Consider the following 22,121-nt stretch of genomic DNA (forward strand, 5'->3'; position numbering starts at 1 on the left):
CTTCAGAAGGGGGTGAGAACTTGAAAAAGGTATTTAATCTGTCAAATCTGTACGGAGTCGCAGCATTATTATTGCTGTTTATCCTTCCGGCAGGATTTACAGAGGCAGGAATGTACATATCCGCCATTGTATGTGCGGTAATTGGCTTTATATGTGCACGTCAGTCCATGAAAGAAGATGGGCAAATAAAATAGGATCCCGCACCGACCAAAGCAAGGGATCCTACTAAACAACACGCAAATGCTATTTATGTGCCTATTATATGGCATGGAAAGGAAAATGTCAAATGAGCAATGATAAGGACCGGTTGGAAGAACTGGATAAGTTGGAATGCTGTGTGGCAAATGTAATACACCACATTATTCTCGGTGATTTTACCGAAGATGATATTTTGTCGGAACTGAGTACCAAGGAAACACTGCGGAGAGCCTATTGCTTGCTGCAGAATGACGATAAGGCGCGGAAGTTAAAGTATCAGGAGGCAGAAAATGTACCGGTATAGGTGTTATGCCTGTGGTGGCATGTGCGATGCCGGAGAACTCGAAAACGGTGTCTGTTATGACTGCCGCCAGGAGGATATCCGGAGGATGGAAGCACGGAGCTTGCAGAAGAGGAAGGAACTCAATCAGCTGCTCAAAGCAAAGTATGCGGAGCAGGCTGACGGGCAGATGGTGATGGTACATGGGTGATGTGATGGAACAGGAACTGGTGGAGCTTGGTCTCCACCGTGAGAACCTTTATAAGAGACAGCACGATGCGTATGAACAGGAGGAAAGAAATAATGGAGAATTACGAAGTACAGGTACAGCAGCAGACAGGAAAGATCACCTGTGATTTTGAGGGCGCCAAGGCTTACCTGAGTGCAAGACTGGATGAGTACCGTAATGTGGTATTTACCGAAGACAGCAAAAAGGATGCGAAAGCTACAGTGGCATCTCTCCGTAAGGAGAAGAAGGCGTTTGCGGATAAGGTAAAGGAAGTCCGTGACGAATATATGAAGCCTTTACAGGAGTTCGCAGATAAGGCAAAAGAGCTGGTGGATATGTATGATCAGCCTATCAATTTCATCAATGAGCAGGTCTCTGCTTTTGAGCAGCGCCGAATTGAGGAAAAGCGGTTGCAGATCAATGAACTGTATCAGGATTGTCTTGGAGATATGCAGAAAGAACTACCTTTGCAGAAAATCTATAACAGCAAGTGGGAGAATTCAACCGTGAATCCCACACAGATCCGCAGAGAAATGATGGAGCGCAAAGAAACTGTGAAGCAGGGCATGGAAGCTATTCGTCAGATGCATTCTGATGTCGAGGACAGGGCTATATCCATGTTTTTGGAATCTTATGATCTGACAAAGACGATTCTTTATATTAACCAGTATCAGCAGCAACAGAATGAAATCCGTGCAAGGGAGCAGGAGAGAATCCGCCGTGAAGAGGAAGAACGTATCCGCCGCGAGGAACGGATGAAGCTGGAAGCAGAGCAGAGAGAACGCGAAGCACTGGAAAAAGCAGAGAGAGAGAAACAGGAAGCCATTGCTGCTGCGGAAGCAGAAAAACAGGCAGCCGTCCAGCAGGCAATCGAAGAAACTGCACAGGAAGTCATTGACAGCATGATCCCGGCTGATTTGGAGGGAGAAAGTAATCTGTACGAGTACCGTCTGGCACTTACAGCAGACGCCAAGGAAAAACTGGAAACCTATTTAACCAGCGTCGGAATTGATTGGGAGTTGATCTGATGGATGAAAATTTGAAAATATACAATGAAGTGAGGACTGTTCCGACCGAAGCCAAGCGGTCAATCACTGGCGGCAGGCTGAAGGGTAAGACGGAAATCAATCCGATGTGGAGAATCAAGACTCTTACGGATCAGTTTGGTCCTTGCGGAATCGGATGGTACTACGAAGTTACAAAGCAGTGGTTAGAGCCTTCCGGGAATGAGGTCGCAGCCTTTGTAAATATCAACCTGTACATAAAAGTTGCTGGGGAGTGGTCAAAGCCTATTTCTGGGGTTGGTGGAGCCATGTTTGTCGAGAATCAGAAATCCGGTGCATATGTGTCGGATGAGTGTTACAAGATGGCTACCACGGATGCTATTTCAGTGGCTTGCAAGCAACTTGGTATCGGAGCGGATGTGTACTGGGATGCAGATAAGACCAAGTACACGGATCCTGCACAGCCTACTGAGAATGACAGAAAAAGACTGGAGCCGGTATTTTCAGAGTTGAAAAGGATAGGCTACAGTGCTAATTCGGTATGCAAGACTTATAAGATTGCCAGTGTGTATGACTTGTCAGATCTGCAGATCAAAGATTTCTTGCAAAAGACCAAGAATATGCCGGATAAGGAGGCAGGCTGATGGAATTTACCGGAAAAGTGTCCGGGATCACTATGGATTACGCAACAGGAAAATATAATATATCCTTCCAGGCGGAATCCGCGGATGCTGTGACCAGCCAGTATGACAGTATCAAAGATATTGACAGACTGGTGATCACAGCAAAAAAGTACCGTAAGAAGAGATCGCTGGATGCCAATGCATATGCATGGGTGCTGATGACCAAGATCGCAGATGCACAGGAATATCCCACCACGAAAGAAGAGATCTACGAGAAGATGCTGAAGGACTACGGTGTGTTGGAAGAAGTTGACGGCGCACCTATTACGGTAACGGTCAAGGCCTGCGTGGACATGAGCAGGATAAGCGGACACTGGTTGCTGATAAAGAACAACGGAACCTTTAAGGCATATGCGATGATCAAAGGATCCAGCGAGTATGACACGAAAGAGATGAGCCATTTTATTGATGGACTTGTCCGGGAGGCAAAAGATCTCGGAATCGAGACACTTCCGCCGGCAGAGCTAGAGCAGATGCTGAAAGTGTGGAAGCCATGAAACGATGTTGGAGTGTACTCACCAATGATATGCATTCCTGCTATATCACGCACCTGAATGTAGTCCATGTCCATCATGTGTTTAACGGCAGTCGAAAAGCTGCCAGTGAAGCCAGAGGCTTTCTGGTGCCGCTACATCCTACCTTACATACCAACGGTCCGGATAGTGTCCACCGAAAGCCGAATCAGGGACTTGACCTGATGCTGAAACAGAAATGCCAGCGGTATTATGAGGAGCATTACGGCACCCGTGATGAGTTTATAAAAGAATTTGGAAGATCTTACCTATAAGGTTGCAACACCTGCCCTGCGGGGCGAAAGAAACCGTTTGTGTTAGTAATGGTGTCTCACAAACAAGCCATTATGTTAGAGTCAGGGCGGACGGTGATCCGCCCGGGAGGTGGTCTATATACTGATTGAGAATTACATACCTTTTGGTTATGCCAACAGAATATCAAGACAAAAACTTGTATCAGATACAAACATGAGTGATCGGAAAATCCGTCAGGAATTGGAAGATGCACTACTGCTCAGAGGTACATTGGTTATCAATATTGACAATGGATATTTCCAACCTGATGGAAGTCTGGAAGACCGGCAGAGGGTAAAGGAATATCTATTCCGGGAGCAGGCAAGGACGAGCAGTTGCAATAAGCGTTGTAAGGCTATACGGAAGTGCCTGACACCAAAGGCAGAGGATACAGGGCAGATGTCGTTGAAAGATTTCGGAATAGGGTAGGTGGGATACGTGGAGTATATAAAACTAAACCGGAAAATCATGGAATGGGAATGGTACGGGAATATAAATACCTGCCGGTTATTTATCCATATGCTTCTCAGGGCAAACTGGAAAGACGGAAGATTTGAAGGCAAGGTGATTCCCCGTGGATCCTTCGTGTCATCACTTCCCAAGCTGGCGGAGGAGACAGCCCTGACAATCCGGGAGGTAAGGACCGCAATTTCGCATCTAAAATTGACAGGCGAAGTGACATGCAAAACATATCCCAAATATACCGTATTTACAGTAAAAAACTACTGTGAGTATCAGCAGAGTGACATGCAAAATGACAGTCAAACGACAGACAAGCGACATTCTAATGACATTCTAACGACAACAATAGAAGAAAAAAAAGAAGGAAAGAATAATAAAAAAGAAGATACTAACGTATCTAAGAAAAAATTTGTTCCACCCACTGTCGAAGAGGTGAGAGCTTACTGCCAGGAACGCGGGAACAGGGTGGATCCGCAAGCTTTTGTTGATTATTACACATCCAACGGATGGATGGTTGGGAAAAACCATATGAAGGACTGGAAAGCGGCAGTTCGTGGTACCTGGGAGAAAATCAGTAAGCGGGAAAAGGAATCTGAGCGAAAAAAGTTTGATGCTAACAAAGGGATAATGCAAAGAGATTACGATATGGCTGAGTATGAAAAATCCATACTGGCAAACTGAGAGGAGGCTGAGGATGTCAACATACGATGATGTGAATGCAATATGCCCTTTCTTCCTCTCAGGTGATAAGCAGAGGATCACCTGCGAAGGACTGATTGACAAAACCAAGTGCATCAACCGTTTTGATTTTGGCAAAGACCGGGAGCAGTACCGGAGCAGGTACTGTGACAGTAATTATGAGCAGTGCCGGATATACCGGATGCTGATGGACAAATACAGGGAGCAGGAATGAATCAGAACTTTAGGAGAGCAAAGGCAATCGAAGCCAAGAATAAAAAGAGGATCCTAGAAGTCAATCCACATGTGGATGAGGGCAGCGGAATCTATTTTTTAACCCGGACAGAGGACGGAATCCGGTATGCATACATCGGACAGGCAAAGCAACTGCTGACAAGACTAGCACAGCACTTATCCGGATACCAGCACATAGATCTGTCAATCAAAAATCATGGACTGTATGCCGCGGATAATATCACAGGCTGGAAAATCGGCTTTCTTCACTACCCGGAGGACAAGCTGGATGAGATGGAGCAGAAATACATCCGGCAATATGCCCAGTCCGGCTACCAACTCAGAAACAAAACAGCCGGCGGTCAGGGCGATGGCAAGAAGCAGATTGACGAATACCGGCCGGTGAAAGGATACCATGACGGATTAAAGCAGGGTTACATCAACGCCAGCCGGGAGATAGCACATCTCTTTGATCTGCATCTTACGGTGATCACCAAGAAGGATCCACCGACGACGCACCAGAAGAACGCCCTTGAAAAGTTTAAAGCATTTTTGCAGGCATACAAGCAACAGGAGGATGAGGATGACTAGAGATACTTATAAAGCACTCATGGTGGCAGTAACGATGTGCGAGATACCAATCGGAACCAAGGTGCGGCTGAAGGATGATTACCCTGGCATCACACACATAATCGACGGATACCAATTGACTGCGCAGGGATCATACATGGAGTTTCGGGATGGATCCAGTCTTAACATCGAAAATTTGGAACAGATAGAGAAGGTGATCTGATGGAAATGTCAAATGAAGAAATCATACGGAGATATAAGCAGGCAAAGCATAAGCCTTCGCAGATCCAAATCCTTGCAGATCTCAATGCCTGCCCTAAATCCAAGATTTTGGAGATAATCAGCGGAGAGATATTTGATAATCATGCCGCTGCACGCACCACAGTGCCGCAGGAACCGCATAAAAAGGTTGAGGTGGTAAATTCTCCCTACGGAGAAATAGACGCCCTGGAATCGTTTGTTACGGACCGCATGGATGAACTGGAAAATCAGATCAAGGCAATGGAGAACGAGTATAAAAATCTCTCTGCAGCGCTACTGGTAATCGGACAGTATAAGGAGATGGCGACATGAGCAGAGGATTTCACAGCGAGGATGAATTGCGGGAGATGGAAGAACATCCAGGAGAGATGTCAATGCATATCGGGCGGGCAAAACCGTATGACTGCAGTTATCCGGCAATGGCGGAGAGACCAAAGATACATGCAGAAAGAAGTGAGAACCATGAAGATATATGCCGTGAAGAATGACAAGGACAGCTACCCAAATATAGGGAATGGGCTGTTGGAAGTCTCAGAAAGCCGACCGACATTCTTCCGGCTGACGGGGAGCAACCGGCATTACCCATACAGAGATTTTACTTTTTATGACCGTAACGGAGTGCCGATACCAAAGCAATTTTTAAGAGTGTGAGAAAGGAGCAAGAATGGAGAGATTAACAGAAAGAATTTATGATGTTCCAGATGGAGAATCTGGTGTATGGGTAAAGCAACATGACTATATATCAGCCGCAGAAAAATTAGCTGATTATGAGGATGCCGAGGAACAGGGACAATATGGCAAGTGGATTCCAGTAAGTGAGAGACTGCCGGAAGAATCTCTTAATAGCGTAATTGGATGGGATACATATCGAAACCGCTGTTGCTTTGTACAATATTTGGGAGGACGGTTTGTTCTCGGTGATGATATTTATAGTGTAAATGTCACAGCCTGGATGCCACTGCCGGAACCATACCGGGAAAGTGAGGTAGAAGATGGCGAAGTGTAAGAATTGTAAACATCTGTGTACCATGCAGAATTACAAAAAAGAATATTATAAGTGGTGCTCATTGATAGATGACTGTCCGCAGGAAGATATAGAAAGATGCTGTGAGAATTACGCACCCATGACCAATGCAGACCGGATCAGAAATATGAATGACGAGGAACTGGCAATGGCTATTATGTGTCCTGCGGAATTTACTGGAAGTGACAAGGTATGCGATTTTAGCCATGATTGTAAAGATTGTACGCTGGCATGGTTACAGAAAGAAAGAGAGGGATGAGGATGCAGAATAGATATTTATTCAAGGCAAAACGCAAAGATGATGGCGAATGGGTATTTGGTGGATTGTCTTACTGTGAAAAAACTAATGCTTATTTTATTACAAACATGGGGAAAGACCATATATCATATATCTGTTTTCACAAAGAAGTAGATTCTAATACCATCTGCCAGTGTACCGGATTGAAAGACAAGAACGGAAAGTTGATTTGGGAGAATGATATTGTAAAAGGTAAATACTATGATAATGGTAAATCACATAGGCATATAGGTCAAGTTAAATATATATATGAAGCATATAAAGTTGTTGGCGTAAAACAATATACAGGTTATCATGCTCACTTAGATGGTTCTTATGAAGTTATCGGAAACATATTTGACAATCCGGAACTGTTGGAGGAGTAGCCATGACGGAGAATGAAGCGATAGCAAGAATCATAGACCATTTCGATGTACACCACCATGACAATCGACCACATCCACTATTGGATGAAGCGGTGGGAATGGCAATCAAAGCACTGGAAGAGGTGCAACAGTACCGCCAGATAGGTACGGTAGAGGAATGCCGTGAAGCTGTGGATAAGCAGACAGCGATTTCAATAGAACTCATTGAAGGAAAATACTTCTGCCCAAAGTGTCATAACCTAATGCCTTATCCGGGATATTGTGGGTGCTGGCAGAAAGTGTATTGAGAGGAGGGCGAACGATGGGAAGACTGATTGATGCGGATGAATTTATGAAAACTGTATTGCGGATGAAAAGGTTAAATGAAGTATGTCCGTTGTCGGATATTTATCTTGAGAATGAAAAAATTAATAATTACGAAACTGGACAGCGAGAAACTTTTGATTTAATAACTGAACATTTAGATGCACAGCCGACTGCATACGACCCAGACAAGGTTTTAGAGCAGCTATGGGATGCATCTTTTGAGAGATTCGGATGTGACACCGGAATGGGCGGTGAGCTGGTAGTCAATATGGACGATGTAATAGAGATCGTAAAGGCAGGCGGCAATGCGGATTTTATTATTGACAGGGCAAAATCCAAAAGTGGAGAACGCATACCGTATGACGGGAAATGGAAATAAAGTAAGGTGGAGCAGATGCAGAACATTAATTACACTTCCCTATATGCCGATAATGCGGACTTTAAACGGTATGTTGACCGATACTGCGTAAAGCACCGTATCAGCGTTTCAGAAGCCTTACAGCATTATCTGGTGCAGATGGCGGGCAGGATGTACAAGGAGCAGGCAGATGGCAGAAAAGGTTAAATGGCTTGATAAGTATTGCAATGTCTGCGGAGAACAGCTGAATAGCTGGGATGCCAGGTTATCCAAAACACTGGCATATAAGATTCCGGTTTGCGAGAAATGTATCGCAAAGGAATATGACATGGACGTAAATGCCTTACGCGACAGGATGGAGGATTTCTTTGGGATGAGACCTTGCCAGGGGATATGAGGTGATCGTTTGAGTAAATATAACTTACTGACGCAAAGGCTGCTGGCAGAGGGATATACCGCGGATAATTATCCAAAGGACAAGGTGCATATAGCAGGCGGATACCATACGGCAAGCACCGGTCCTCTGGACAATGTATATGGTGGCTTTGAGTATAATCGGGTCTATAGTGACAATTTCCTGTACAAAACAGGTTGCGGGATGTATGTAAAAGGCTCCAATGTATTGACTCATATGGGTTATATGGGAGAGGAGTGGTGTCACGAAAACGATAATCCGGTTGTCAGATGCCCTTACGATAAGGCAGAGTGTCCACTTAATGACAATAGACTGCACGGGATTTTTGGCGGTGGAAATTGTATCCAATGCTGGTGTGCCTGCCATAAAACGGATGAACCATACGATTATGATCACAGCTTTGAAAAGGCAGAAAAAGACAGACAAGACGAAAAGAGAAGAAAATATCAGGAGTATGCAGATGCTCATAACGGCAGGATATGTCAGAATCATATGTACTACAATGAGAGTACGCGAGAATGGAATATGTATTATGAGCCGGCTATATGTGCAAGAATGTGTTCTGCACAGAACGGTTACTGCCCTGTCTTAGGTCGGGAACTGAATGAGAAGCGTGGAAATGTATATTATGATCTGAAGACCAGCGGAATAAAAAAACATACAGAAGCGCAATACTCATTGTTTGACGGTGAAAGATGGACACATATTGAAAAAGGAATGAGAGTTTTTAAAAATCCGTGCAGTATGGATATCTGCAAAGCATTTATAAAAGTACAGAGTGATAAGATACTCAGCGATTATAAAATGAATCATTCAACGGAATACCTGTTTGACAAGAGTTTCAAGGCAGAGATTTTGAACATACGGGCAGAATCCAAGCCGAGTCGTGATCTGATGCAGGATTTGCAGGACATAAGAGATGGGATAGAGATATCACATGCTTCCGACAATGAGAAGCAGAAGAAAGAAGCAAAAAAGGAGAAAAGAAATCTTGCAAAGCAGAAGAATATCGAACGACTGGAGAAGAAAATCATTGAAGTAGGATACGAGAACCTTGTGGAATATAGTGTGGATCGTGTCCATGCAGATAAGTGGCTGACACAGGAGCGCTTGGAAGAACTAGAGCAGATCCGGCAGCAGAAAATAAAAGAAGAACAGGAGAAGCCTGTACAACTTAGCCTGTTTGATATGTAGAAAGGAGACGAACCAGCGCGCATAAAGGGTACCCGGTTCCTGAGAAAAATGACAAACAAAGAATTAAAAGAATATCTGAATACATTCCCGGATGATGCACCGGTAAGTTTTATTCTTGCAAATCCGAGAAAAAGAAAATTATATGAGAATACCAACACATTCGGAATAACAGATCAGGGACAACCAGTGTTCTGCATTGAAGTCGGGGAAGAAAAAGACATGGATGCAGAAATGGTGGCAGCCTGCGAAGCGGATGAAAAAGCTGCGGATGATCTGGAAGGGCAGATGGACATATCAGACTTCCCGGAGGTGATGCCATGAAAAATAACATTATCATTGACTGTTTTGCCGGTGGCGGCGGAGCAAGCGTAGGAATAGAAATGGCACTTGGAAGATCTGTTGACATTGCCGTAAACCATGATCCGCAGGCTATACGGATGCACATGGTAAACCACCCTGACACATTGCACCTGACAGAGGATATTTTTAAGGTAGATCTGCAAAAGTATGTTGGAGATCGCCATGTGGCTCTCATGTGGGCATCGCCTGACTGCACAAGTCATAGCAAAGCAAAGGGCGGGCAACCACGCAAAAAAGGATTGCGGATACTTCCCTGGGCGGTGTACAAGCACGCAAAAGTGCTACTGCCAGATGTAATCATCATGGAGAATGTTGAAGAGATACAACAGTGGGGTCCGCTGGATGCAGACGGTCACCCGATACCGGAACGCAGGGGAGAGGACTACCGTAAGTTTATTACAGCAATGACATCTCTTGGATATGATTTCGATAGTCGGGAACTTATAGCTGCGGATTATGGGGCACCTACGACACGGAAAAGATGGTATGCAATCTTCCGGCGGGATGGAAAGAAAATAGTCTGGCCAGTACCTACCCACATCAAGGATGGGATACTACTACCGAAATGGAAAGAATGCGGTGACTATATTGACTGGTCTGATCTTGGAACATCCATATTTGAGCGTAAGAAGCCACTGGCGGCGGCTACAATGGACAGAATCGGTAATGGTGTGAGGAAGTATATTATTGATAATCCACATCCGTATATCGTCAAAAGTAAGGATGCACTGGCATTTATCATCCAGTATCACGGTGAAACCAGGCAGGGGGATTCCCGGGGAAAATTCCTTACGGATCCTATCAAGACTATTGATACCAGCAACCGGTACGGATTGGTAACCGCATTTGTCACAAAGTTTTATAAGACCGGGATCGGGCAGGGGTGTGACGAGCCACTGCATACGATCACCACTTCCCCTGGACATTTCGGACTTGTATCTGCGTTTATGGTCAAATATTACGGAACCGGTTGTGGTCAGACATTGGACAAGCCGCTGGGGACCATTACCACAAAGGATCGGTTCGGACTGGTGAATGTTCTGATTGAGATCGACGGAGAGCAATATGTTATAAAAGACATTTTTCTGCGGATGCTGAAGCCGGAAGAATTGAAGCTGATGCAGGGATTTCCCGAGGATTATATCATTGACAGAGATATTGTAGGAAAAACATATCCTATTGTGGAGCGAGTGGCAAGGATAGGTAACAGCGTAGTGCCGGTTATGGCAGAAGCACTGGTATGTGCAAACTGCAGTGATCTCCGAATAGGAGAGCGTACACCGAACATGAGAATAGAAGCAGAGCAGACAGGGCAACTTCGGTTTGCGTAGGAGGATATATGGGAAAGAGACATTTAACACCGGCAGAGATTAAGGAGCAGTGCAAGCGGATCGCCCGGGAAAGCCGTATGGCTGACCGGACACCCTGGACAGCAATGGGAATCATCTGCAGCTATGTGATTATGCGCCGGGAGGGATTCAAGGGGCAGCGGATTTCCCGACTGGCGAATAAAGTAAATGAGATGGAAGCTGACTGGTCCGCGGGCAAGATTGATATGAAAGAGATTAGCAAGCGGCTGATGGATAAGGCTGGATGGTCCATTGAGTATAAAGCCTATACCGAGGATGACATCACCGCCCGCAAGGGATCCTATCAGTACTGGCTGGATAGGCAACAGATCGGACCACAGAACATCATCAATGAGCAGGCTACAAGGTATATGCTGTTTTTCTTTACCTCTTTGATGGACGAGTATGGATTCGGCAAAGACCGGCTGACCAGGGTCGAAGAATACATGAATGAGCTGTTGCTGTCATACCAGCAGGACAAAACTACCGTCCGGGAATGGTACCATGCGTTGCTCACAGAAGCAGGAGTAGTTATGGAGCCTCCGGTGGATCCGCTGACGCAGACCGCAGGCAGCATAATGACTGGCTGATTTGAAATCCTTGGAAGAAAGTAAAATCAGGAATTAAAAAGTGAAATTGATATTTGAGTTGTTGCTTGGGAACTCAAAAGCAAGTTACCAGTTTGGAAAATTGAACTACCGAATTTTCCCCGGTAGTTCGGATTAAAGAAAGTGAGGATATTATCTATGATTAAACAGGAAATCAGTGAGATTAAGAAATTATTTACAGAAAGGAATTGTTCTATCACCCGGATCTGCGGATGTTACGTGGATGGGGAGAAGAATAAGAAAACCGAATTGAAGCAGGCATTTCTGGCACTGCCGGAGGAAGAGATGTTTAAGTACTTCGAGATCCTGCGCAAGAGTCTGTCCGGTACCATCGGCAAGAATCTTCTGAATTTGGAATTTCCGCTGGAGAGTGAGAGCGAGGGCGGAACACAGGAGTTCCTGCTGCGCCTGAGGGACAGCAAATTAAGAGACGATGCACTTCTGGAGCAGTTCTACGACCGCATCATTGAATCTTATGAATATGTGGGCAATTATCTGATCCTACTGATCCACGATGCCTACGATGTGCCTGGACGCACTAAGGATGGTGCAGAGATGGAGGATGCTTCCGATGAGGTGTACGAGTACATACTGGCATGCATCTGCCCGGTAGATCTGTCCAAGACCGGTCTGAGTTATAACGCAGAAGAGAATACCTTTCAGAACCGTCTCCGTGACTGGGTGGTAGGGATGCCGGATACTGCTTTTCTGTTCCCCGCGTTTAATGACCGCAGCGCAGATATTCACAGCACACTGTATTACTCCAAGAATGCTGCTGATCTGAAAGATGATTTTATTGATAAGGTGTTGGGATGTTCGATACCACTGCCTGCGGACTGCCAGAAAGAAGCATTCCAGGAGTTGGTAGAAGAGGTACTGTGTGATAACTGCTCCGTGGAAGCGATTAAGAACATCCACGAAGAACTGACTGAGATTGTGCAGGAGCATAAGGAGGATCCTGATCCTGTGGTATTAGATAAAAACAAAGTTGAGACCATCTTTGCCAAAAGCGGTTTGGACGATGACAGCATGAAGGCGTTTGACCAGTGTTACGACGATACCGTAGGACGGAACACGGAGTTGATGCTGGACAATATTTACAGCAGCCGTAGTTTTGAGGTAAAGACGCCGGATGTGACGGTAAAGGTAAATCCCAATCGTACAGATCTTGTAGAAACGAAGCTGATTGACGGAAGGCGGTGTTTGGTCATTGATCTGCAGGGATCCGCAGAGGTGAACGGTGTAACTGTGAAACCTATGTAACTTAGAATTTAGTGGAGGTAGGAAATGTTAAAACCAAATTGTGAAGCAAAAGAATTTGAAAAGTACGGATTTAAGCGTTGTAAAGGTACAGCAAAAGAAAGCGAATGTTATTATTTGTGCGTTGCCAGAGGGTGCAAAATGCTTTTCGTAAGTAATTGTTGTTTTTGTGTTAATGATTGGAAAGACGATGATCCACGAATACATAAAAATCCAAATTGCAAATACAGAGATCATAGAGATTCACTAGATATTATATATGATTTGATTAAGGCTGATATGCTTGTTAAGGTAAACTGAAATTTAACATAAAAAATATATATGTAAGAAAAATACGAAAAAGTTCAAAAAATAAAAATATTTTTCAAAAAAATGCTTTTCTTTACGGTTTTTTTTGACATATCCATATGTAAGACAAATCTGCTTACAAAAAAATATGCAAAGGAGAGCAAAATTATGAAAGAGTGGAGTGTAGTATTATTTGGACATGAGTATTTAATGGCAGCAAGATCTTACGCGGAAGCTGTGAGACAGGTGTGGGAGCTTTTTGACGAGTGTGGAATTGATCCGGAGAAAGATTGCCTGGCAGGAGCAGATGCTGGACCGATTTACGACGCACCTGATCCGGACGATGATGATTGCTTGCCGCCATTCGATACCAGTAATCCGGATTTCCACTGGTTTTAGTAGTACTCTATATACTACGGTATTTCTGGGAGTGTCGTACATATCTGTGCGGTATTCCCGGAATCCATCAGGATAACGAAAGGAGTGATAGAAAAAGGAAAAATGTTAAAAGTGTAATAAGTATCATAATACACAATTTGAAATTCCAGCTGCAGAGGGGCCTGCAATCGATGCCAATAAAACAGCGGTAGATCCATCCGACCAAAGATATCATCTACCGCTCAACTGCTTACCAGTATCATACCACATGATTTCTCGGTAGGCAATGAGAAAATGAGGTACATCCTATGACAAAGACAGACCTGATTAATGACATTGCATTTGAGATGAGTAACATTCTGACACCGGAACAGATTGACAAGGTAAAGATAGTGTTTTTGGTAAAGATGCAGGACTACGAGATCTCGGAAATTAAACAATTACCGATGGTAGAGGAGCACGATAACGAATGGTTGATGCAGAGATATTGTGTTGACGGTGTGGCAGCTGGAAGACATAAGAGCACACTTCGAAGCTACATAGGGATCATCCGTAAGTTTTTTGATCATGTCGGAAAAAATTATAAATATGTGACAGCACAGGATATTACAGATTACCTTGCTATAAGGTCCTATCGTGATCACATCAGCCACAATTATAAATCCACAATATACAGGTACTTATGCACATTCTTTTCCTGGGCATTCCGCAAACAGCACATTGCCAACAATATCATTGACGGCGTGGATCGAGTGAAGCAGGTCAAAAAGAAGAAAGTGCGCCTGACGGATGAAGAGGTTGAAACTATCCGTTATGCATTACAGACACCCAAGGAAAAAGCACTTTTTGAGCTGATGATCTGTACTGGTATGCGTGTGGGTGAGATCTCTTACCTCAACGTGTCAGATATTGATCTGACAAATAAGCAGGTATCAATTTACGCGGAAAAAACAGATACTTACCGCACCGGAATGCTTACGCCGGTAGCGGTCATGGCACTACGAAATTACATCGGGGACAGACCTGGAACAGATCCGCTGTTTTTGGCAGATAGAGCCCCTCACAACCGAATGCGTGAATATGGCATCGAAAAGCTGGCTAAGGAGATGGCTGTCCGTGGCGGAGTATCCAGGATAACAGCAACCGTGCATGTGTACCGCAAGACATTTGCATCCGTCCTTTATCGTAAGACAGGGGATGTATTGCTGGTAAGTAAATTACTGGGACATGCAAAGCCGGATATGACAGTGCAGTATTATCTGATTGACGACATCGAAGAGATGCAGCACAAATACAATAGAGTAGCATAAGCACACTATATAATATAGATGACCAGTATGGGAGAAATTCTCATACTGGTTATTTTTTGCATTCGTAGGTTAGAAATGCAACGTTGCATTTTGCTACGATAGATGTGCAGAAAGGATGGTGAAGGCCTTGGCAAAGCAGAATGAAGAACTAATCAGACAGGCATATACGCTGTATAAGCAAGGCCTGATGCTTAAGGATATTGCTGCAAAGCTGAAAGTAAAGGAAAGCACTGTAAGGAGTTGGAAGAGAAGATATAACTGGGATGATGACGATGCAATGTTGCAGCGCAACGCAACGAAAAAAACAGTTCCTGTTGCAACGGTAGTGAAAGAGACATCAGCAAATACAGAGCTTACAGAGAAGGAAAAATTGTTCTGTCTGTATTTCGTTAAATGCTTCAATGCATCAAAGGCATATTACAAAGCATATGAGGGATGTGAGTATTCATCTGCTCAGGTGGGCGGATGCAGATTGCTAAAGAAGGATAAAATCAAGGCAGAAATCGACAGACTGAAGCAGGACAAGCTAAATAGAGCATTCTTGTCACAGGATGATATCTTTCAGAAGTATATAGACATCGCCTTCGCAGACATCACGGATTACGTGTCATTTGGTCGTGAGACTGTTCCTGTTATGGGACCGTTCGGTCCTGTGACAGTGAAAGGTGATGATGGTAACAAGGTGCAACTAGAAAAGGAAATAAACTCCGTGAAGTTCAAGGATAGTGCCAAAGTAGATGGGACATTGATAACAGAGGTGAAGCAGGGGAGAGATGGAGTCAGCATCAAACTTGCAGATAAGATGAAAGCCCTAGAATGGTTGGCAGAACACTCTGGACTCCTCACAGAGGAACAGCGAGCAAAAATCGATAAGCTCCGAAAAGATGCGCAGGATGATAACCGAGATAGAAATGTCACTATCAGATTTGCAGACGATGATTTGTCTGATTATGCGGATTAAGGGGTGATCTAATGGAAATAGTACTTGATCGCCCAAACAAAAAGCAGGAGATGTTCCTGAAAGATAGACATAAGCATGTTGCTTTTGGTGGTGCCAGGGGTGGCGGAAAGAGTTGGGGCATAAGAACAAAGGCAATTCTACTGTGTGAGAAACATGCAGGTATTACAGCGATGATAGTACGAAAGACATATCCCGAACTGATTGCAAACCATGTAAAACCACTTAAAGGTATTCTGATGGTTGGTACACCGAAAGCAGCTGCATATTATAACGAGTCGCAGAAAGAAATGCGTTTTCCAAACGGAAGCCAGATATTATTTCGGTATTGTGATACGGATAAAGATTTGGATAGGTACCAAGGAACAGAGGTAGATGTATTGTTCATAGATGAAGCAACACAATTCTCCGAATATCAGCTCAAGGTGTTGGTTGCGTGTGTGCGTGGTGTAAACAGTTTTCCGAAGAGGATATATTACACCTGCAACCCTTCTGGGCAAGGAATGGGATACATAAAACGTTTGTTTATTGACAGAAAGTTTAAGGCAGGAGAGGATCCGGAAGATTACTCCTTTATACAATCACTTGTGACAGATAATAAAGCACTGCTTAAGGCACAGCCGGATTATTTGAAACAGCTGGAAGCATTACCACCAAAGTTGAAAGAAGCATGGCTTAACGGCAGATGGGATGTATTTGAGGGAATGTATTTTGAGGAATTCCGTGATACTCCTGATCCGCAGGCCTGCTACGATGCAGGTATAAGCATTGAAGATGCGCAGTTGGAGCACCGCTGGACCCACGTAATAGAGCCGTTTGAGATTCCGGCCGGTTGGAAAATCTACAGGAGTTATGACTGGGGATATGGAAAACCGTTTTCTGTTGGATGGTGGGCGGTAGATTACGACGGATGCGCATATAGAATATTGGAATTATACGGATGCACTCAGACACCGAATGAAGGTGTCCACTGGTCGAATAAGCAGCAGATGGACAAGATACAGGAGATAGAGAGGGAGCATAGATGGTTAAAAGGCAAGACTATACAGGGGGTGGCTGATCCGTCTATATGGGATGGATCACACGGAATCAGCTGCGCAGAAGAAGCAGACAAGCATGGGATATGGTTTGAAAAAGGAATTAATGACAGAATAGCTGGTTGGATGCAGGTACATGAGAGACTTAAGTTTGACGAAGACGGAAAGGCAATGATGTATTTTTTTTCAAACTGTAAGGCTATTATCCGCTGCATGCCACTTATGATGTATGACAAATATAAGGTAGAAGATCTGGATACAACCTTGGAAGACCATTGCCTTGACGAATGCAGATACTTCTGCATGATGCGTCCAATCGCACCTCGGATGATAAAAGAAAACACAATTCCGGAATATGATCCGCTTAACCAGTACAAAAAGAATGAGAGATATGACAGGGCAATTTATAGGAGGACATAATGGCAAGAAAACGTAGAGATAATAGGCAGTTATTTATACCGAATCAGCCGGTAGAAACTCAGCAGGTACCGGAGACTGGGAAAATTGGTGCACAACAGGTAATTGGAGCAACGGAGATCCTTCGTAAGTACAAAAGTGGGAAAGACAATTTGGAAAAGAAGATTATTGCCAATGAGCAGTTCTGGAAACTTCGGCAGTGGAATTATATGAATGATGGCAAAGAAAAGGACTTTCACCCTGCTACGGCGTGGCTATGGTCATGCATTCAGGCAAGGTATTCCGATGCTATGGATTCTTATCCCACCTGTAACTTTCAGCCAAGGCAGAAGGATGATGTTGCAGAAGCAAAGCGTTTATCCAGTATTGTGCCAATCATCATGGAACAGAATCGCTATGAAGAGGTGTATTCAGACGTAGTATGGTACACGCTAAAAAATGGAGGAAGCGTACAAGGTGTGTTCTGGGATGGTACAAAACACAACGGCCTTGGAGATATCAGTATTAAAAAAATTGATTTTATCAATCTATTCTGGGAGCCTGGTATCACAAATATTCAGGAATCCCAAAATCTGTTTAATACAGAATTGGTAGACAACCGCATATTGGAGCAGAGATATCCTCAGTGCCGTGGTAAACTCGGTGGCCAGGGCATCACAATTGCAAAATATATCTACGATGACAACGTGAGCACGGAAAATAAATCAGTTGTTGTTGACTGGTATTACCATACTGAGGTCAATGGAAAAAAGGTATTGCAGTACTGCAAATATGTGAATGACATTGTCCTGTATGCTACAGAGAATGAAACGGAAGTACCGACTACTGTTGATCCGCTTACTGGGGAAGTGGTTCCCACTGGTAAATCAATGGCAGAGACAGGACTGTACAATCATGGTCTTTATCCGTTTGTACCGATGGCTTTATATCCTGTTGAGGGCAGCATTTGTGGATATGGACTTACAGATATCGGTAGAGACACACAGCTGCAGATTGATAAGTTGAATAAGGCAATTCTTGATAATGCTATTGCAGGCAGCACACCGCGTTATTTTATCAAAAATAATGGCGCTGTTAATGAGCAGGAATTCAGTGATCAGAGTAAAGACTTCATACATGTGGAGGGATCACTGGATGATGACAACATAAAGCCTGTTCAGTATGTAGCGTTGGATGACCTGTATGTTACATATCTGAATAACAAGATTGAAGAACTGAAATATGTGACATCGAATCAGGATAGCAATAATGGCGTAGCACCATCTGGTGTAACTGCCGCGTCAGCGATTGCGGCGTTGCAGGAAACAGCAGGTAAGAATGCCAGAAGTGCAAATAAGACATTTCACAGGGCATATCGTGAGGTATGTTACCAGGTAGTGGAACTCATAAGGCAGTTTTACAACGTACCTAGAACATTCCGCATCGCACCGGATGTTATGTCCGGAGAACAGTTTGTAGAATATTCTAATGCCGGACTGGTTGCACAGAAACAGCAGACTATGGGATATGACACTGGTTTGCGTTTACCGGAATTTGATATTTATGTCACCAGTGAAAAAGCAAATCCGTATAAGAAGATGGAAATGAATGAACTGGCACTGTCATTATATAATAGGGGATTTTTCAATCCGCAGATGACAGATCAGGCTATCAGCTGTCTCAATATGATGGATTTTACCAAGAAAGAAGCTGTTATTGAAACCATTAAGCAGAATGGCACAATGTATGAATTATTGTTGAGATTCCAACAGATTGCGCTTACTCTGGCACAGAAATATGATCCGGCGATTGCAGAACAAATAGGTGCACTGATATTGCAGCATGGTGGACAGCCTGTTCCTGCGCAGGAAGGTGAATTAAATGCAAATGTAGTAACTGGAAATGAAGAACATCCATACGTTGAGAACGCCAGAGAAAATGCAAGATCATCCACGCAGGCGGATTAAGGAGATATTATGATTAAGATTAAATTTGATCCTGAAAAAATGGAATTACAGATTGAGGGACACGCAAATGCAAACAGGAAGGGAAAGGATATCGTCTGTGCAGCGGTGTCCTGCCTGTTCTATACCTTAGGGGAATCGTTGTTCCAGTCGGAAAAAATGTTAAAGGAACCTCCAGTGTTTCGTGATGACGAGGATGAAGAGGTAAAAATATGTTCCTGCATTCCTAAAGAGGAATATGCCGGTAATATACAGATGATCTTCTGGACGATACTCATCGGACTGGAAGGTGTCGCAAAATCTTATCCAAAATTTATTGTAATGAAAGGTTAGAAATCATAATAGTGACCTTGATATTATGAGATTATAAAGGCTCGCATCCTACTGCAGAAAGAAAAAAGGAGCATGAGATATGCTTAGAAAATTATTATTCAACCTTCAACTATTCGCTGAAGGCGGAGATGGTGGGGACGGCGGTTCCTCAGCACCTGCTGGAGATGGTCAGACGGTTGAAGCAACAGGAGAAGAAGTACCTGCCTTTATCCCTGAAAAGGCAAAAAACGTGTACAAGAAGGCTCTTGCGAAGAGCAAGAAGTCAGAAAGTAGCGTTGTACCGGTTCAACAGCCCGCAGTTGAATCAAAAGCAGAAGATAGTAAGCAGGAGCATATTCCGTATTCCGACCTGATCAAATCGGATGAGTACAAGGAAGAACATAAGGCTTACATGGACAAGACAATTTCCGACCGCTTGAAAAAGTACAAGGGTATGGAAGAATCCTATGGAAAACTTCAGGACACCCTTGGAATCATGGCGAGCAAGTATGGACTGGATCCGGAAGCAGACAATTTCATTGATGCGTTGCGTGGAAAGATAGAAGAGGATGATTCTTTCTATGAAAAGTACGCAATGGACAATGATATGTCTGTAGAGGAAGCAAAGCACATTACAAAGATGGAGCGTAAGGTCCATCAGATGGAACAGCGTGAGCAGGAATTACAGAGGCAGGAAGCACAGAGAGCACAGATCCAGCTACTTGTAACGAATGCTGAAAAGACAAAGGCTCGTTTTCCGGAGTTTGATCTGGAAACGGAAATGCAGGATGAAAGATTCCGCAACCTTTGTGCTGTAAACCACGGCGATACCACGGCGGCCTATATGGCGTGCCATTGGGAGCAGGTGATGAATGCACAAATCAATGCACAGGTGCAGAAAGCATCACATCAGATCCAGCAGCAGACTGCGAATGCGGTAGCTGCAAACATGGCTAGGCCGGTTGAAAACGGAATGTCTTCCAATACTCCTTCTGTGACAAATGTTGACTTTAAAAATATGTCTCTGCAGCAAATCAGACAGTATGCTGCGGAACAACGCAGATTGCAAAATGGGAGATAAAAGTTCTCCCATTTAGGGAGGAAGAAAATGAAAGCAAACGAATTAAGATTAAAATTCATGCTGCAGCTGTTTGCACAGCCCCAGCCTATTGATACTCTGAATAAGACCACAAATGTGTCTAGCGGCGCAGATATGTCTCCTACCATGAAAACCTTCTATGACACTTCTCTTTTGGAGAATGCCAGAGAGAACATGGTGTACGACCAGTTCGCAGATAAGCAGCACATGAAGGGGAATAAGGTTGAATGGAGAAAGTTCAATACCTTTGAGAAGGCACTTACTCCTTTGCAGGAAGGTGTTATTCCCTCTGGTAAGACTTTCGGTATGACCAAGATCGAAGCAAGCACCACTCAGCATGGTGACTATGTTGCTGTTACTGATCGTTTGGAGCTGGAATCCTATGATGATGTGATCTATGGAGCATCTGAGGAAATGGGTGCAGCAGAGGGTGAGACTTATGATACCCTTACCCGTAACGTAATTATCGCAGGAAACTCTGTGGCATATGCAGGCGGTAAGACTTCAAGAAGCACTCTTACCAATACGGATGTGCTCACTCCGAAGCTTGTTAACCAGGCGGCTACCTGGCTGAAGAAGAACAAAGCTCCGAAGTTCGAAGGCAACAGCTATGTTGCGCTGATTCATCCTTCCGTATCTTACGATCTTCGGGAAACAGATGAATGGAAAGATTTCCATAAGAACAATGATTCTTATGAAGCTATTTTCAAGGGTGAAATCGGTATGCTGCATGGTGTCCGTTTTGTAGAGACGAATACTGCGAAGATCTGGGCAAAGGCAGGTGCTAAGGCTACTGCAAGTGAAGGCAGCGAGGTGGCTGTATATGCAACCTTGTTCCTGGGCAAGAAAGCATACGGAATTCTGGATCCTGAAGGTGAAGGCATGGAAATGATTATCAAGACAAAAGATCAGATCGGTGGTCCCTTAAATCAGTTCAGCACCATTGGCTATAAGTTCTGCCACGGTGCAAAGATTCTGTACCAGGAGAGAATTCTCCGTGTGGAAAGCGGTTCCAGCTTTGGTTCCATTGATGAAGAGAATTAGAAACAATGATGAGCCGGGAGAGTCGCCTTCTCCCGGCTGAAAGAGAGGTAAATATGGCAGATACAACTAAAGACTTGCAGGAAGAAAACCTGCAGATCCCTATCGATGCTGAAAATGAAGATGGCAAGAAAGAAGGTCCTAAGAAAACTGCTAAGTGTAAAAAGGATGAACAGAAGACGGTTCGTGTTACACTTCCCAGAATTGAAGGGCAGAAGAATCAGGACGAATTCTTTTCTGTAAACTTCAAGAATTACATCATCCAGCGTGGCAAGCCTGTGGATATCCCTATTGAATTGGCAGAGGTGATCAGAAACGGAGATAAGGCAAAGGATGCTGCATATGAATATGCTGAGGAACACGGATTGAACGAGCCGCCTACAAGCGGTGTGTAAA

The 22,121-nt window shown here is 44.1% G+C and carries 38 protein-coding genes; all 38 read left to right on the plus strand.

The annotated features are described in order from the left end of the window. Nucleotides 1-20: 20 nt before the first annotated feature. The 38 genes from FYJ59_RS03155 to FYJ59_RS03335 all read left to right on the plus strand — a co-directional run bounded on the left by FYJ59_RS03155 (nt 21) and on the right by FYJ59_RS03335 (nt 22,120). A complete protein-coding gene (locus FYJ59_RS03155; RefSeq protein ID WP_154495217.1) occupies nt 21-194 on the plus strand; it encodes a hypothetical protein in 174 nt (57 codons plus the stop codon). A gap of 92 nt (nt 195-286) precedes the next feature. Next, a complete protein-coding gene (locus FYJ59_RS03160; RefSeq protein ID WP_154495218.1) occupies nt 287-502 on the plus strand; it encodes a hypothetical protein in 216 nt (71 codons plus the stop codon). Further along, a complete protein-coding gene (locus FYJ59_RS03165; RefSeq protein ID WP_154495219.1) occupies nt 489-689 on the plus strand; it encodes a hypothetical protein in 201 nt (66 codons plus the stop codon). The genes FYJ59_RS03160 and FYJ59_RS03165 overlap by 14 nt, the downstream gene beginning before the upstream one ends. Then, a complete protein-coding gene (locus FYJ59_RS13875; RefSeq protein WP_205839436.1) occupies nt 682-834 on the plus strand; it encodes a hypothetical protein in 153 nt (50 codons plus the stop codon). The genes FYJ59_RS03165 and FYJ59_RS13875 overlap by 8 nt, the downstream gene beginning before the upstream one ends. Next, nucleotides 782-1,735 carry a DUF1351 domain-containing protein gene (locus FYJ59_RS03170; RefSeq protein ID WP_205839437.1) on the plus strand — a complete coding sequence of 318 codons (954 nt, stop codon included), beginning with the start codon at nt 782-784 and terminating at the stop codon, nt 1,733-1,735. Before FYJ59_RS13875 ends, FYJ59_RS03170 begins: the two co-directional genes overlap by 53 nt. Beyond that, nucleotides 1,735-2,355, plus strand: a complete 621-nt coding sequence (locus tag FYJ59_RS03175; protein WP_154495221.1) for a hypothetical protein — start codon at nt 1,735-1,737, stop codon at nt 2,353-2,355. Before FYJ59_RS03170 ends, FYJ59_RS03175 begins: the two co-directional genes overlap by 1 nt. Beyond that, the gene (locus FYJ59_RS03180) at nt 2,355-2,891 is read left to right on the plus strand and encodes a hypothetical protein (protein WP_154495222.1); all 537 of its coding nucleotides are present in this window, start codon (nt 2,355-2,357) and stop codon (nt 2,889-2,891) included. Before FYJ59_RS03175 ends, FYJ59_RS03180 begins: the two co-directional genes overlap by 1 nt. After that, nucleotides 2,888-3,181, plus strand: coding sequence for a phosphoenolpyruvate carboxykinase (locus tag FYJ59_RS03185; RefSeq protein WP_154495223.1), 294 nt, complete (start codon nt 2,888-2,890; stop codon nt 3,179-3,181). Before FYJ59_RS03180 ends, FYJ59_RS03185 begins: the two co-directional genes overlap by 4 nt. A gap of 193 nt (nt 3,182-3,374) precedes the next feature. Further along, nucleotides 3,375-3,629, plus strand: a complete 255-nt coding sequence (locus tag FYJ59_RS03190) for a hypothetical protein (protein ID WP_154495224.1) — start codon at nt 3,375-3,377, stop codon at nt 3,627-3,629. Between the two features lie 9 nt (nt 3,630-3,638). Further along, nucleotides 3,639-4,343 carry a hypothetical protein gene (locus FYJ59_RS03195; protein WP_154495225.1) on the plus strand — a complete coding sequence of 235 codons (705 nt, stop codon included), beginning with the start codon at nt 3,639-3,641 and terminating at the stop codon, nt 4,341-4,343. Between the two features lie 13 nt (nt 4,344-4,356). Then, nucleotides 4,357-4,575 (plus strand): hypothetical protein, encoded by a 219-nt coding sequence (locus FYJ59_RS03200; RefSeq protein WP_154495226.1) that lies wholly within the window; start codon nt 4,357-4,359, stop codon nt 4,573-4,575. Continuing rightward, entirely contained in the window at nt 4,572-5,165 is a 594-nt protein-coding gene (locus FYJ59_RS03205) for a GIY-YIG nuclease family protein (RefSeq protein ID WP_154495227.1), read from the plus strand. Before FYJ59_RS03200 ends, FYJ59_RS03205 begins: the two co-directional genes overlap by 4 nt. Beyond that, nucleotides 5,158-5,367 carry a hypothetical protein gene (locus tag FYJ59_RS03210; RefSeq protein WP_154495228.1) on the plus strand — a complete coding sequence of 70 codons (210 nt, stop codon included), beginning with the start codon at nt 5,158-5,160 and terminating at the stop codon, nt 5,365-5,367. Before FYJ59_RS03205 ends, FYJ59_RS03210 begins: the two co-directional genes overlap by 8 nt. Next, nucleotides 5,367-5,717, plus strand: coding sequence for a hypothetical protein (locus tag FYJ59_RS03215; protein ID WP_154495229.1), 351 nt, complete (start codon nt 5,367-5,369; stop codon nt 5,715-5,717). The genes FYJ59_RS03210 and FYJ59_RS03215 overlap by 1 nt, the downstream gene beginning before the upstream one ends. Next, nucleotides 5,714-5,893 (plus strand): hypothetical protein, encoded by a 180-nt coding sequence (locus FYJ59_RS03220; protein WP_154495230.1) that lies wholly within the window; start codon nt 5,714-5,716, stop codon nt 5,891-5,893. The genes FYJ59_RS03215 and FYJ59_RS03220 overlap by 4 nt, the downstream gene beginning before the upstream one ends. Beyond that, on the plus strand, nt 5,847-6,056 hold the full coding sequence (locus FYJ59_RS03225) for a hypothetical protein (RefSeq protein ID WP_154495231.1): 210 nt from the start codon (nt 5,847-5,849) through the stop codon (nt 6,054-6,056). Before FYJ59_RS03220 ends, FYJ59_RS03225 begins: the two co-directional genes overlap by 47 nt. 13 nt (nt 6,057-6,069) lie before the next feature. Beyond that, the gene (locus FYJ59_RS03230; protein WP_154495232.1) at nt 6,070-6,411 is read left to right on the plus strand and encodes a DUF551 domain-containing protein; all 342 of its coding nucleotides are present in this window, start codon (nt 6,070-6,072) and stop codon (nt 6,409-6,411) included. Beyond that, entirely contained in the window at nt 6,398-6,688 is a 291-nt protein-coding gene (locus FYJ59_RS03235) for a hypothetical protein (RefSeq protein ID WP_154495233.1), read from the plus strand. The genes FYJ59_RS03230 and FYJ59_RS03235 overlap by 14 nt, the downstream gene beginning before the upstream one ends. A gap of 2 nt (nt 6,689-6,690) precedes the next feature. Further along, on the plus strand, nt 6,691-7,092 hold the full coding sequence (locus tag FYJ59_RS03240; RefSeq protein WP_205839438.1) for a YopX family protein: 402 nt from the start codon (nt 6,691-6,693) through the stop codon (nt 7,090-7,092). A 2-nt stretch (nt 7,093-7,094) separates the two neighbouring features. Beyond that, entirely contained in the window at nt 7,095-7,379 is a 285-nt protein-coding gene (locus FYJ59_RS03245; RefSeq protein WP_154495235.1) for a hypothetical protein, read from the plus strand. A gap of 14 nt (nt 7,380-7,393) precedes the next feature. Then, nucleotides 7,394-7,777, plus strand: a complete 384-nt coding sequence (locus tag FYJ59_RS03250) for a hypothetical protein (RefSeq protein WP_154495236.1) — start codon at nt 7,394-7,396, stop codon at nt 7,775-7,777. A gap of 15 nt (nt 7,778-7,792) precedes the next feature. Continuing rightward, nucleotides 7,793-7,963, plus strand: a complete 171-nt coding sequence (locus tag FYJ59_RS03255) for a hypothetical protein (protein WP_154495237.1) — start codon at nt 7,793-7,795, stop codon at nt 7,961-7,963. Continuing rightward, on the plus strand, nt 7,947-8,153 hold the full coding sequence (locus FYJ59_RS03260; protein ID WP_154495238.1) for a hypothetical protein: 207 nt from the start codon (nt 7,947-7,949) through the stop codon (nt 8,151-8,153). Before FYJ59_RS03255 ends, FYJ59_RS03260 begins: the two co-directional genes overlap by 17 nt. 9 nt (nt 8,154-8,162) lie before the next feature. Then, nucleotides 8,163-9,365, plus strand: coding sequence for a sarcolemmal membrane-associated protein (locus FYJ59_RS03265; RefSeq protein WP_154495239.1), 1,203 nt, complete (start codon nt 8,163-8,165; stop codon nt 9,363-9,365). A 48-nt stretch (nt 9,366-9,413) separates the two neighbouring features. Continuing rightward, nucleotides 9,414-9,686 (plus strand): hypothetical protein, encoded by a 273-nt coding sequence (locus tag FYJ59_RS03270; RefSeq protein ID WP_154495240.1) that lies wholly within the window; start codon nt 9,414-9,416, stop codon nt 9,684-9,686. Beyond that, nucleotides 9,683-11,056 carry a DNA cytosine methyltransferase gene (locus FYJ59_RS03275; protein WP_154495241.1) on the plus strand — a complete coding sequence of 458 codons (1,374 nt, stop codon included), beginning with the start codon at nt 9,683-9,685 and terminating at the stop codon, nt 11,054-11,056. The genes FYJ59_RS03270 and FYJ59_RS03275 overlap by 4 nt, the downstream gene beginning before the upstream one ends. An 8-nt stretch (nt 11,057-11,064) precedes the next feature. Further along, nucleotides 11,065-11,664, plus strand: a complete 600-nt coding sequence (locus tag FYJ59_RS03280; protein ID WP_154495242.1) for a hypothetical protein — start codon at nt 11,065-11,067, stop codon at nt 11,662-11,664. A 156-nt stretch (nt 11,665-11,820) separates the two neighbouring features. Then, complete coding sequence (locus FYJ59_RS03285; RefSeq protein ID WP_154495243.1) at nt 11,821-12,945, plus strand: DUF4317 domain-containing protein; 1,125 nt, start codon at nt 11,821-11,823, stop codon at nt 12,943-12,945. 24 nt (nt 12,946-12,969) lie between these two features. Then, complete coding sequence (locus tag FYJ59_RS03290; RefSeq protein WP_154495244.1) at nt 12,970-13,242, plus strand: hypothetical protein; 273 nt, start codon at nt 12,970-12,972, stop codon at nt 13,240-13,242. A 156-nt stretch (nt 13,243-13,398) separates the two neighbouring features. After that, entirely contained in the window at nt 13,399-13,629 is a 231-nt protein-coding gene (locus tag FYJ59_RS03295) for a hypothetical protein (RefSeq protein WP_154495245.1), read from the plus strand. A gap of 287 nt (nt 13,630-13,916) precedes the next feature. After that, on the plus strand, nt 13,917-14,918 hold the full coding sequence (locus FYJ59_RS03300; protein ID WP_154495246.1) for a tyrosine-type recombinase/integrase: 1,002 nt from the start codon (nt 13,917-13,919) through the stop codon (nt 14,916-14,918). 115 nt (nt 14,919-15,033) lie between these two features. Beyond that, on the plus strand, nt 15,034-15,879 hold the full coding sequence (locus FYJ59_RS03305) for a terminase small subunit (RefSeq protein WP_154495247.1): 846 nt from the start codon (nt 15,034-15,036) through the stop codon (nt 15,877-15,879). A gap of 11 nt (nt 15,880-15,890) precedes the next feature. Next, on the plus strand, nt 15,891-17,333 hold the full coding sequence (locus FYJ59_RS03310; RefSeq protein ID WP_154495248.1) for a phage terminase large subunit: 1,443 nt from the start codon (nt 15,891-15,893) through the stop codon (nt 17,331-17,333). Next, nucleotides 17,333-19,276, plus strand: a complete 1,944-nt coding sequence (locus FYJ59_RS03315) for a portal protein (protein WP_154495249.1) — start codon at nt 17,333-17,335, stop codon at nt 19,274-19,276. The genes FYJ59_RS03310 and FYJ59_RS03315 overlap by 1 nt, the downstream gene beginning before the upstream one ends. Nucleotides 19,277-19,285: 9 nt before the next feature. Continuing rightward, nucleotides 19,286-19,606 carry a ribosomal-processing cysteine protease Prp gene (locus FYJ59_RS03320; protein ID WP_154495250.1) on the plus strand — a complete coding sequence of 107 codons (321 nt, stop codon included), beginning with the start codon at nt 19,286-19,288 and terminating at the stop codon, nt 19,604-19,606. Between the two features lie 79 nt (nt 19,607-19,685). Beyond that, complete coding sequence (locus tag FYJ59_RS03325) at nt 19,686-20,666, plus strand: hypothetical protein (protein WP_154495251.1); 981 nt, start codon at nt 19,686-19,688, stop codon at nt 20,664-20,666. Nucleotides 20,667-20,693: 27 nt separating this feature from the next. Further along, nucleotides 20,694-21,728 carry a N4-gp56 family major capsid protein gene (locus FYJ59_RS03330; RefSeq protein WP_154495252.1) on the plus strand — a complete coding sequence of 345 codons (1,035 nt, stop codon included), beginning with the start codon at nt 20,694-20,696 and terminating at the stop codon, nt 21,726-21,728. Nucleotides 21,729-21,781: 53 nt separating this feature from the next. After that, nucleotides 21,782-22,120, plus strand: coding sequence for a hypothetical protein (locus FYJ59_RS03335; protein WP_154495253.1), 339 nt, complete (start codon nt 21,782-21,784; stop codon nt 22,118-22,120). Nucleotide 22,121 lies beyond the last annotated feature (1 nt).

This window comes from Waltera intestinalis (assembly GCF_009695995.1).
GTDB lineage: Bacteria > Bacillota > Clostridia > Lachnospirales > Lachnospiraceae > Acetatifactor > Acetatifactor intestinalis.

Coding starts and splice junctions, on each gene's coding strand:
- FYJ59_RS03205 (WP_154495227.1), top strand. CDS start 4,572: ATGAATCAGAACTTTAGGAGAGCAAAGGCAATCGAAGCCAAGAATAAA.
- FYJ59_RS03315 (WP_154495249.1), top strand. CDS start 17,333: ATGGCAAGAAAACGTAGAGATAATAGGCAGTTATTTATACCGAATCAG.
- FYJ59_RS03310 (WP_154495248.1), top strand. CDS start 15,891: ATGGAAATAGTACTTGATCGCCCAAACAAAAAGCAGGAGATGTTCCTG.
- FYJ59_RS03320 (WP_154495250.1), top strand. CDS start 19,286: ATGATTAAGATTAAATTTGATCCTGAAAAAATGGAATTACAGATTGAG.
- FYJ59_RS03325 (WP_154495251.1), top strand. CDS start 19,686: ATGCTTAGAAAATTATTATTCAACCTTCAACTATTCGCTGAAGGCGGA.
- FYJ59_RS03160 (WP_154495218.1), top strand. CDS start 287: ATGAGCAATGATAAGGACCGGTTGGAAGAACTGGATAAGTTGGAATGC.
- FYJ59_RS03215 (WP_154495229.1), top strand. CDS start 5,367: ATGGAAATGTCAAATGAAGAAATCATACGGAGATATAAGCAGGCAAAG.
- FYJ59_RS03275 (WP_154495241.1), top strand. CDS start 9,683: ATGAAAAATAACATTATCATTGACTGTTTTGCCGGTGGCGGCGGAGCA.
- FYJ59_RS03285 (WP_154495243.1), top strand. CDS start 11,821: ATGATTAAACAGGAAATCAGTGAGATTAAGAAATTATTTACAGAAAGG.
- FYJ59_RS03290 (WP_154495244.1), top strand. CDS start 12,970: ATGTTAAAACCAAATTGTGAAGCAAAAGAATTTGAAAAGTACGGATTT.
- FYJ59_RS03260 (WP_154495238.1), top strand. CDS start 7,947: ATGGCAGAAAAGGTTAAATGGCTTGATAAGTATTGCAATGTCTGCGGA.
- FYJ59_RS13875 (WP_205839436.1), top strand. CDS start 682: ATGGGTGATGTGATGGAACAGGAACTGGTGGAGCTTGGTCTCCACCGT.
- FYJ59_RS03235 (WP_154495233.1), top strand. CDS start 6,398: ATGGCGAAGTGTAAGAATTGTAAACATCTGTGTACCATGCAGAATTAC.
- FYJ59_RS03190 (WP_154495224.1), top strand. CDS start 3,375: ATGAGTGATCGGAAAATCCGTCAGGAATTGGAAGATGCACTACTGCTC.
- FYJ59_RS03250 (WP_154495236.1), top strand. CDS start 7,394: ATGGGAAGACTGATTGATGCGGATGAATTTATGAAAACTGTATTGCGG.
- FYJ59_RS03225 (WP_154495231.1), top strand. CDS start 5,847: ATGCAGAAAGAAGTGAGAACCATGAAGATATATGCCGTGAAGAATGAC.
- FYJ59_RS03295 (WP_154495245.1), top strand. CDS start 13,399: ATGAAAGAGTGGAGTGTAGTATTATTTGGACATGAGTATTTAATGGCA.
- FYJ59_RS03170 (WP_205839437.1), top strand. CDS start 782: ATGGAGAATTACGAAGTACAGGTACAGCAGCAGACAGGAAAGATCACC.
- FYJ59_RS03180 (WP_154495222.1), top strand. CDS start 2,355: ATGGAATTTACCGGAAAAGTGTCCGGGATCACTATGGATTACGCAACA.
- FYJ59_RS03255 (WP_154495237.1), top strand. CDS start 7,793: ATGCAGAACATTAATTACACTTCCCTATATGCCGATAATGCGGACTTT.
- FYJ59_RS03335 (WP_154495253.1), top strand. CDS start 21,782: ATGGCAGATACAACTAAAGACTTGCAGGAAGAAAACCTGCAGATCCCT.
- FYJ59_RS03165 (WP_154495219.1), top strand. CDS start 489: ATGTACCGGTATAGGTGTTATGCCTGTGGTGGCATGTGCGATGCCGGA.
- FYJ59_RS03210 (WP_154495228.1), top strand. CDS start 5,158: ATGACTAGAGATACTTATAAAGCACTCATGGTGGCAGTAACGATGTGC.
- FYJ59_RS03245 (WP_154495235.1), top strand. CDS start 7,095: ATGACGGAGAATGAAGCGATAGCAAGAATCATAGACCATTTCGATGTA.
- FYJ59_RS03240 (WP_205839438.1), top strand. CDS start 6,691: ATGCAGAATAGATATTTATTCAAGGCAAAACGCAAAGATGATGGCGAA.
- FYJ59_RS03270 (WP_154495240.1), top strand. CDS start 9,414: ATGACAAACAAAGAATTAAAAGAATATCTGAATACATTCCCGGATGAT.
- FYJ59_RS03175 (WP_154495221.1), top strand. CDS start 1,735: ATGGATGAAAATTTGAAAATATACAATGAAGTGAGGACTGTTCCGACC.
- FYJ59_RS03185 (WP_154495223.1), top strand. CDS start 2,888: ATGAAACGATGTTGGAGTGTACTCACCAATGATATGCATTCCTGCTAT.
- FYJ59_RS03200 (WP_154495226.1), top strand. CDS start 4,357: ATGTCAACATACGATGATGTGAATGCAATATGCCCTTTCTTCCTCTCA.
- FYJ59_RS03305 (WP_154495247.1), top strand. CDS start 15,034: ATGGTGAAGGCCTTGGCAAAGCAGAATGAAGAACTAATCAGACAGGCA.
- FYJ59_RS03220 (WP_154495230.1), top strand. CDS start 5,714: ATGAGCAGAGGATTTCACAGCGAGGATGAATTGCGGGAGATGGAAGAA.
- FYJ59_RS03300 (WP_154495246.1), top strand. CDS start 13,917: ATGACAAAGACAGACCTGATTAATGACATTGCATTTGAGATGAGTAAC.
- FYJ59_RS03280 (WP_154495242.1), top strand. CDS start 11,065: ATGGGAAAGAGACATTTAACACCGGCAGAGATTAAGGAGCAGTGCAAG.
- FYJ59_RS03230 (WP_154495232.1), top strand. CDS start 6,070: ATGGAGAGATTAACAGAAAGAATTTATGATGTTCCAGATGGAGAATCT.
- FYJ59_RS03330 (WP_154495252.1), top strand. CDS start 20,694: ATGAAAGCAAACGAATTAAGATTAAAATTCATGCTGCAGCTGTTTGCA.